This is a genomic window from Paenibacillus sp. P4_E11 (assembly GCF_056401635.1).
Genome location: NZ_JBFUIX010000239.1, coordinates 1 through 3,798, shown reverse-complemented (window position 1 = coordinate 3,798; position 3,798 = coordinate 1). Strand labels below are relative to the sequence as shown.

Genomic DNA, 3,798 nt, shown 5'->3' with positions numbered 1-3,798 from the left:
GGTTGATCCTGCCCTGGAATGAAAAGCAATTGCATCTTATTCACACGGTAAATTTCTTTATAGTTATCCATATGGATAAAAGCAACGGGTGAATGGCTGTATTTCTTCTGGTCCGTAAATCCGATGACCTTAAATTTACCACTGAACTGATTGTTCGTTAATACATCTCCTACTCGAATGCCATCTTTCTCTAAGGAACGATCTAAGACAATTYCTCCAGGATTCACGTTCTCGAACAATTTAGATTCGGTTGAAGTCACAAAAGCAACTCCATGCTGCTTGTCCTCCGCATCGTTCACAAATCCCATCTGAATGGAAAGTGCAGCTGCATCCTTATTTTCCTGTAAGATGTTCTTTTGTATACTTGGATCAATTTTGGAAAGATTATAGGTTTCATTGGCTTGTTCATTCATATAGAAATGACCAGCGGGTAGATCCTTGATTAAAGCTGCATTATCTTGTGATAAACCATTGGCGAGTCCCGAGATGATAAAGGTTAAAAAACTAACTAAAAAAATGATTGAGCCTAAAATAACAAACTTCGCTTTACTCTTCTTGATTTCTTTCCATGCCATATTCATTACTGTGCCTCCCTTTCTCTTGTTGCACTATGAGTATATAGTTGCAATATGAACGGAGGATGAACGGAGCATTACAAGCAAGTATTGTTTGTTATTCGGGAAGGCAATCGACACCGCCATATTCCCGACACAATCAGAAGCTATATTAAGAGTGTAGCAACTGCACACCTTATGGCAGAAGCACAAACCACTCTAGGAGGAATTTAATATGAAGAAAAAACTAACAATTGGTGCACTTGTACTCGCTATATCTGCTGTAGGAGGATCTGCATATGCCGCAAGTGATAACAACGTCGGCTCTAAGATCAAAGCAGATGTTGCCACACTAACTTCATCGATTACCACTAAACCCACTGATTCCACCGCAGCAATCAGCTTGGAACAATTGGCCAAAGAAAAAGGCATTACTGTCAAAGAATTGCTCGCTCAACTTGAAAAAGAAGGCAAGCTCTTGAAAGGTACTCCTGTAACTGACTCCACAGCAGCAGATGTAGCTAAACTTGACGGTAAGTTCACTACATCCACCGCAGCAATCAGCTTGGAACAATTGGCCAAAGAAAAAGGCATTACTGTCAAAGAATTGCTCGCGCAACTTGAAGAAGAAGGCAAGCTCTTGAAAGGTACTCCTGTAACTGACTCCACAGCAGCAGAAAGCAACAAAAAKTAATTAAAAGCTTTTAAAAAAAAACGCCAGAGCTGTCTCAAATGGTACCTTCACTCCAAGAAGCCATTCTGTGACAGCTCTGGTGTTCAAGAGATATAAAAAAAGGTTAGAATAGATAGAACGGCAGATCTGAACGGAAGAAGGAAAGCATATGAAAGTTGAAAAATTAACAGATTCGAGTCAAGCAGAAAAAAGCAATAAGTAACATATAGAGAGCAGTTGGAGCTGTCCCCAAAGTAATCTTCCACACCGGATTGCTTCTGGGACAGCTCTGTTGTTCGAAAGAATAGATATTGGTTAGAATAATACTGTAAAGCATGGTTATGAAAGGATGGGTTATTTCCTTGAAGCGAGTATTGTTAATTGAAGATGAGCTGCCGATCGCAAGCTTACTTCAAGCGTATTTGGAAAAAGACAATTATGAAGTAAAGTGGAATTCGGGTGAGGGCGAAAGCGATGTGATGGAGCAGTTCCTCAGTTGGAAACCCGATCTCGTATTGTTAGATATTATGCTTCCGAATGATCAGAACGGAATTGAAATTTTGCACCAAATTAGGCAACTGGGAAGCTGTCCCGTCATTATACTTACGGCACGCGGCGCTGTACCAGACCGTCTCCAAGGGTTTGACCATGGAGCGGACGACTATATTGCCAAGCCATTCGATCCCCAGGAAGTTATGGCCCGCATTCAAGCAGTACTCCGCCGCTCAGTCTACATGACAGCTTCGGATATTGTGCGGATCGGCAGCTTGGTTATTTACGTGAGCACTCGAACGGTTACAGTCGGAACTGAGCAGATTTCTTTGCTTCCCCGCGATTATCAGCTGCTTCAATTTCTAGTGGAGCATCCCAATCAATGCTTTGAACGCGATCATTTACTTAATGAGGTGTGGGGAATAGACTTTGAAGGTGGTGATCGTTCTGTAGATACCTCCATTAAACGGCTACGCAAAAGTCTTCATCAATGGCCTGCACACGAGGGTGAAATTGATACGATTAGAGGAATGGGGTACAGTTTACGTGTTTACTAAGCATCTGCGCAAGTCTATTCCAAACAATGTGATAGCTCAACCACAAGCTGCCTCTGTTTCCTTGGTACGATATTGGACATGGCGTTATGTTATGATTCTTCTTATCATGCTTACGGGCATCGGTTTGTTTGGCATGTACTGGATTCGAATGAGCACGGAGGAGCAGCAGTTTCAACTACTTGAGGCGAGGTCTGCAATGATGAGCGATTCATTTAGTAAAATAGATGAGCTCCTGCAGTTAAAACCTACCGTCCCAGCTTCACCTTCAAAACCTTTAGAAAAAACGCCAACAGCCCTCACAACGTCAGAAAATTCCCCATTACAAGAACCGGTTTCTTCGATCCCCTCAGAACTCGTCCCTTCAATTCCAGATGGTTATCAATTTCAAATATTTAATACTTCAGGTGAGATGATTTATTTTTTAAGCAATGCATACGCAGAAGTAGGAGCTTACCTCGAATCCCCGCCCCGACAAAACGAAGTTCTCTCAGGTGAAAAAATTCGTGAGCAGGTCGATACACAGTCAGGAAAGTGGCTGCGTGTTGGTGTGCCCTTCTATAAAAACAACCAAATTTCAGGAACTCTATATATGACCGCCCAATATAACGGGGGTCGATTGCCCCAAATATACGGTCTCATTGTGCTAACGTTTGGACTTATTTCCTTATGCGGCTGGGCTGTCGTTTTCGTGTTGTCCCGCTCTCTCACAAGACCACTCATTCAACTGGCCCGTGCTGCCAAACAGATTTCTTCAGGCAATTATCAGCCGCATTTGCCTGATCCGAACCTCATTAAGGAAGGTGAAATTAGCGGGCTGGTTCAATCTTTTCACGAAATGACTGGACGGCTAAACCAACTTGAACGTATGCGTACCGATCTGCTCGCCGGAGTTTCACATGAGCTGCGTACGCCGGTCACCTCAATCCGCGGTATGCTCCAAGCAATTCAGGAAGGCGTTGTTATAGGCAGCAAAGCCAATGAGTTCATAAATATCGGGTTAAATGAGGCAAAGCGGATGCATGTGATGGTGAACGATCTGCTTAATTTTTCTTCAATGGAGTCAGGTGTGATTCACACTGAAAAGTCTCAGGTCTTACTTGAGCCGTTAATAGAGGAGATTATTCAGCAGTTCCATACAATTCAAGCATCTGCATCCGTTCAAGTGGAACTTGATGTGCTACCTTCCGATTTGGTATGTACCTGTGATCGATCGCATTTGAAGCAAGTTTTTCTCAACTTGCTAAGCAACAGCGTCGCAGCTGCGGCAACACTCATCAAGATTACTGCAAGATCGACTGAATCAATGCTCACTATCGATATTTCTGACAATGGCAAAGGGATCGCTCCCGATGAAGTCCCATATATTTTCGAACGCTACTACAGAGGAAACAGTCGTCGCAAGAAAAAGCAAGGACTAGGTCTCGGATTGCCGATTTGCCGGCTACTCGCTGAAGTAAATGGGGGAACAATCGAGCTGCTGCAAACGGCTTCGATAGGTACCGTATTCCGGTTTACACTTCCC

General features: G+C 43.3%; 3 protein-coding genes and 1 pseudogene. 3 read left to right on the top strand and 1 reads right to left on the bottom strand.

The annotated features are described in order from the left end of the window. A pseudogene (locus AC1DWB_RS32040) lies at positions 1 to 581 on the bottom strand (ABC transporter permease); the annotation flags it as partial. Between the two features lie 208 nt (positions 582 to 789). Here AC1DWB_RS32040 and AC1DWB_RS32035 point away from each other — a divergent pair. From AC1DWB_RS32035 to AC1DWB_RS32025, 3 genes are all read left to right on the top strand, one after another. Then, entirely contained in the window at positions 790 to 1,248 is a 459-nt protein-coding gene (locus AC1DWB_RS32035) for a hypothetical protein (RefSeq protein WP_477545148.1), read from the top strand. Positions 1,249 to 1,589: 341 nt separating this feature from the next. Next, a complete protein-coding gene (locus AC1DWB_RS32030; protein ID WP_477545147.1) occupies positions 1,590 to 2,276 on the top strand; it encodes a response regulator transcription factor in 687 nt (228 codons plus the stop codon). Continuing rightward, a partial coding sequence (locus tag AC1DWB_RS32025; RefSeq protein WP_477545146.1) for a sensor histidine kinase occupies positions 2,266 to 3,798 on the top strand: 1,533 nt, incomplete at its 3' end. The genes AC1DWB_RS32030 and AC1DWB_RS32025, both read left to right, overlap by 11 nt.